4 protein-coding genes are annotated in these 4,599 nt (G+C 71.5%); all 4 read right to left on the minus strand.

All coding sequences use genetic code 11. The features are described from left to right. Positions 1-197: 197 nt before the first annotated feature. Positions 198-1,625 carry an amino acid permease gene (locus GT354_RS05400; RefSeq protein ID WP_202511534.1) on the minus strand — a complete coding sequence of 476 codons (1,428 nt, stop codon included), beginning with the start codon at positions 1,623-1,625 and terminating at the stop codon, positions 198-200. Positions 1,626-1,712: 87 nt separating this feature from the next. Continuing rightward, on the minus strand, positions 1,713-2,546 hold the full coding sequence (locus GT354_RS05405) for a M55 family metallopeptidase (RefSeq protein WP_161355022.1): 834 nt from the start codon (positions 2,544-2,546) through the stop codon (positions 1,713-1,715). Next, a complete protein-coding gene (locus GT354_RS05410) occupies positions 2,543-3,904 on the minus strand; it encodes a diaminopimelate decarboxylase (RefSeq protein ID WP_346011870.1) in 1,362 nt (453 codons plus the stop codon). Before GT354_RS05410 ends, GT354_RS05405 begins: the two co-directional genes overlap by 4 nt. Positions 3,905-4,188: 284 nt before the next feature. Next, positions 4,189-4,599: helix-turn-helix domain-containing protein (locus tag GT354_RS05415; RefSeq protein WP_161355024.1), on the minus strand; the 411-nt coding region annotated here is incomplete at its 5' end.

Consider the following 4,599-nt stretch of genomic DNA (forward strand, 5'->3'; position numbering starts at 1 on the left):
CGCCGTGGTCGTGGCGCTCGTCGTGCGCCGCCGTCGTCGAAACGCGTCCGGCCCGGGCGCCGAGCCCGCCGCACTCGCCGACGTCGGCGGCGCGAAGGATTCGGAACACCCGGGCGAGACCGCCGCCGCCGAAGCGCAGCCCGCGGGCTGATCCCCCCGCTCGGCTCACCACGAATGCGGCCGACCCCCGTGCCCTCCTACGGGGCGGATATCGGTTCCGCGACGGCCGGCACGTCGCCGCGGCCGTGCGATCCGACGGGGCGCGGACCGTAGGTCCGGCGGATCCAGTACGCGACGAGCACGACCGCGAGGCTGCCCAGGCTGGTGAACAGCTGGGTGCGCTGGTCGTCGATGACGGCCATGGCCACCAGTACGGCGACGAAGCCCGCCATGACGATCCAGGTGAGGTAGGGGAACAACCACATCTTCAGCATCAGTCGCTCGGGAGCCTCGCGCTCCAGCCGACGACGCATGCGCAGTTGTGACACGCCGATCATCACGTACATGAAGATGGCGATCGCGCCGGAGGAGTTGACCAGGTAGGTGAACACGGTGTCCGGCGACAGGTAGGCGAGCACCACCGAGACCCAGCCGACGACCGTGCCCGCCAGGATCGCCCGGACCGGGACGTTGCGGCGGCTGGTCTTGACCGACCACTTGGGCGCGTCGCCGTGCGAGGCCAGCGCGAAGAGCATGCGCGAGGACACGTACACCGACGAGTTGAGCACGCTGAGCACCGCGGTCAGGATCACGATGTCCATCACGGTGCCGGCGCCGGGCAGGCCGATGATGTCCCACGCGGCGACGTACGGGCTCGCCAGCACCTCGGCGCCGTCCCACGGAACGATCGTGACGACGAGGAAGATCGAACCGACGTAGAACAGAACGATCCGCCAGATGATGCCGGTCGTGGCCCGCGCCACCGACCGCTCGGGCTCCTTGCTCTCCGCGGCCGCGATCGTGACGATCTCGGCGCCGCCGAAGGCGAAGATGACCACGACGATGGCGGAGAAGATCGAGGTGAAGCCGTTGGGCGCGAAGCCGCCGTGCGACGTGAGGTTGGAGAAGTCGAACGAACTGCCCGGCCACGCGCCGAACACGTGCAGACCGCCCACGACGAGGAACGCGATGATCGCGGCGACCTTGACCGAGGAGAACCAGAACTCGAACTCGCCGAAGGACTTCACCGACAGCAGGTTCGTCGCGGTCATCACCGCCATCAGGGCCATCGCCAGGATCCACAGGGGCAGATCGAGCCAGGCGTGCAGGATCGCGGCGCCCGCGACCGCCTCGACGGCCACGATGATCACGTAGTAGTACCAGTACAGCCAGCCGATCGTGAAGCCCGCCCACGGGCCGATGGCGCTGCGCGCGTAGTCCGAGAACGACCCGGAGGACGGTCTCGCGACGACCATTTCGCCGAGCATTCGCATCGTGCACAGCACGAGCGCGCCGGCCAGACAGTAGGACACGATCGCGGCCGGTCCGGCGGTCTTGATGACGCTGCCGCTGCCGACGAACAGGCCGGCCCCGATCGCCCCGCCGATCGCGATCATGGCCATGTGTCGATTACGGAGCGAACGACTCAGTTGGGGTTGCTCGGTGGGGGTTGTGTGCTGCGACATGAAGACTCCTGCGAGGCGGGGAACGGGGGTGGCAGCGGGGCGGCAGGACGGCGAGCCGGTACGAACGAGCGCCGGCGGGACGACCCGTCAGGTCCAGTCGCCCTCTCGGCCCGCGCCGATCACCCAGGTCAGCGCCCGGAAACGGCGCAGCGCCTCGCGGGCGTCGGGGGCCTCCAGGCGGATGGTGCGCGGGCCGACGACGGTCACTGCGGCCGTCGCGCTCGCGCGTTCGGCGAGGTAGGGGCTGTCCACGTCGACCTCCACCACGTGCGGCGCGGGCGGCATGGCGGATGGATGCGGCGGGCTCGCCAACGCGGCGGCGGCCTCGCGGCGGATGTCGGCCGAGGTCGCGGCGGGCGTGCGGCAGATCGCCGCGTGTCGGGAGATCGCCGTCTTGACCGCGACCGTACGACAGCCCGGCGCGTAGCGGCCGGCCTCGGCGCAGGTCAGGTCGTCGCCGGTGACCAGGACCACCGGGACGCCCGCCTCGGCCGCGACGAGCGCGTTGAAGCCGCCTTCGTCGACGGGGCGTCCGTCGACGCGCACGGCGAGCACACTGTGCGACAGGTACGTGTGGGCGAGCACGCCGGGCTCGCCCGCGCCGGTGTGGTAGCCGACGAACGCCAGTGCGTCCACGTCGAGTTCGAGCCCTTGGAGCATGCCCAGTGGCTTGTTGCGGCCGACGATGAGCACGGCGCGCGGGTCGAGTTCCTCCAGGAGCACGTTGTCCATGCCGCAGTGCGCGTCGTTGACGATCACCTCGTCGGCGCCGGCGTCCAGGAATCCGGCCACGGCCCCGTTGACGTCGCCGGTGAGCAGGCGTCGGAAGCGTTCGTAGCGCGGGTTGCCGGCCGTCACGTCGGCCGGCAGCACCGTGCCGGTGGCGCCCTCCATGTCGGCGGAGATCAGGACGCGGGTCATACCGCCACCTCCTCGGGGTGCGAAGGGTCGTCACGGTCGTCGCGGCCGTCGCGGCCGTCGTCGGACGAGTTCCCCGAGGACTTCGGGGATATCAGGTCCACCAGGGCGTGCACGTGCGGCGCGCCGCTCTCTTGGACCACCTCGCGGATGGTCTGCGCCTCGCGGACGGTGGCCAGACGCACGTCGTCGTCGACGACGCGGTAGCCGTACACGGCCGGGCGGGGCAGCGAGTTGTAGGCGAAGTGCGACGAGAAGTAGTAGGCGCCCGTGTCGTACAGCGCGACGACGTCGCCCGGGTCGAGCAGCGGGAGGGCGCGCCCGACGGCGGTCAGGTCGCCCGCGAAGCAGCACGGGCCGGCGATGTCCTGGATCTCGTTCGGCGCGTCCTTGGGGCGGCCGTGCGCGTCGAACGCGCCCACTCGCAGCGGCCACGCCTGGGGCATGAACACCGTGCGGGTGGCGACCTGCGCACCCGCGTGGGTGATCGCGATCCGTCGGCCGCCGGCGCTCTTGGTGTACTCCACGAGCGAGGCGATCGTGCCGTTCTTGGCGAGCAGCGAGCGGCCGAACTCGGTGACCAATCGGTAGCGGCCGTCAAGGAGTTCGGGCACCGTGGCGCGCAGTTCGGCGACGTAGTCGGCGAAGGTCGGGTCGTCCTCGTCGCCGTCGAAGTTCACCGGCAGGCCGCCGCCGATGTCGAGGCCGGTGATCTGCCGGCGGCCCAACACGGTGTTGATGTGCTCGGCGAGGTCGAACGTGGCCCGCAGACCGGCCGCGATCAGGGACAGCGGGCAGCCCTGGGATCCGACGTGCGCGTGCAGCCGGTTCAGCCACGGCCGGCGGGCGAACGCGTCGACCACGGCCTCGACCGCCCCCGGGTCGCGCAGCGCGATGCCGAACTTGGACGTGGTGGTCGCGGTGCTCATCGCGCCGATGGCGCCGGCTCCGACCTGCGGGTTGACCCGGATGCCGATCGGTCCCGCGGCCGGGCCCTCGGCCAGGATCGCGTCGACGCGGGCCAGCTCCTGGAAGTTGTCGACGTTGACGGCGATGCCGTGCGCGAGGGCGTACCGCAGTTCCTCGACCGTCTTGGCCGGGCTGTCCAGCACGAGCCGCTCGGGGGTGAACCCGGCCGCGAGCGCCTGCTCCAACTCGCCCGGTGAGGCCACCTCGCAGCCCATTCCCGTTTCGGCGAGCAGCCGCAGTACCGGGACCAGGCCGCAGGCCTTGGCCGCGAACGTGTGCAGTACCGGCGTGTCGCCGAACGCCGCCGTCAGTGCGTCCACCGAGTCGCGGATGCCGTCCACGTCCAGCAGGCCCACCAAGGGGGCCTCGGGCCCGAGCAGGCCCGCATCCACGACCCGGGCCAGGGCCGCCTCTCGGGCCGATCGCCGGCGCCGGGCCACTGCGGAAGTCACGTGCACCACACCTCGAAGGTCTCTAGCGTTCACGACTCGTTCGGGCCGCATGCACAGCCTGGATCCGGATGTACGCGGGCGTCAGCGTCGCGGGCAACCAAACGACGCGGCGTTCGCTGTGGCACCCGACAAGAAAATGATCATGGAATTCGAGGGCCGACCTCGACTCCGAGAAGCCGACCACACACCGACCCGGCCACGAAGCGGCCGCCCCATGGAATGGCTCACCCGGGTGGGCGGCGGGCCAGGCGCACGCCGATGTCCGCGAGCAGTCGGCCCGTCGGGTCGTCCAGGTCGACGCCGAAAAGCTCTTTGGCCCGGCGCAGCCGGTAGCGCAGGGTGTTCGGGTGCACGCTGAGCCCGCGGGCCGCGGCCGCGGTGTCGCCGAACGCGCGCAGATAGGCGCCGACCGAGGCGCTGTACTCGGAACCGTGCAGGCGGTCGTGCTCGACCATCGCGTGCACCGGGCCCGCCGCTCTCGGCCACAGCGGCTCGACGCGGTCCAGGAGGCGCAACAGGGCCGCCTCGGACACCACGTCGGCGAACAGCGCCGACGCCGACGCCGCCACCCCGGCCGCCGCCGCCCGCTCACGCAGCACCCGCACCACGAGCTCGGCGTCCTCGCGCGCGTCGGG

The organism is Streptomyces sp. SID3343 (genome assembly GCF_009865215.1).
GTDB lineage: Bacteria > Actinomycetota > Actinomycetes > Streptomycetales > Streptomycetaceae > Embleya.

Coding starts and splice junctions, on each gene's coding strand:
- GT354_RS05400 (WP_202511534.1), bottom strand. CDS start 1,625: ATGTCGCAGCACACAACCCCCACCGAGCAACCCCAACTGAGTCGTTCG.
- GT354_RS05405 (WP_161355022.1), bottom strand. CDS start 2,546: ATGACCCGCGTCCTGATCTCCGCCGACATGGAGGGCGCCACCGGCACG.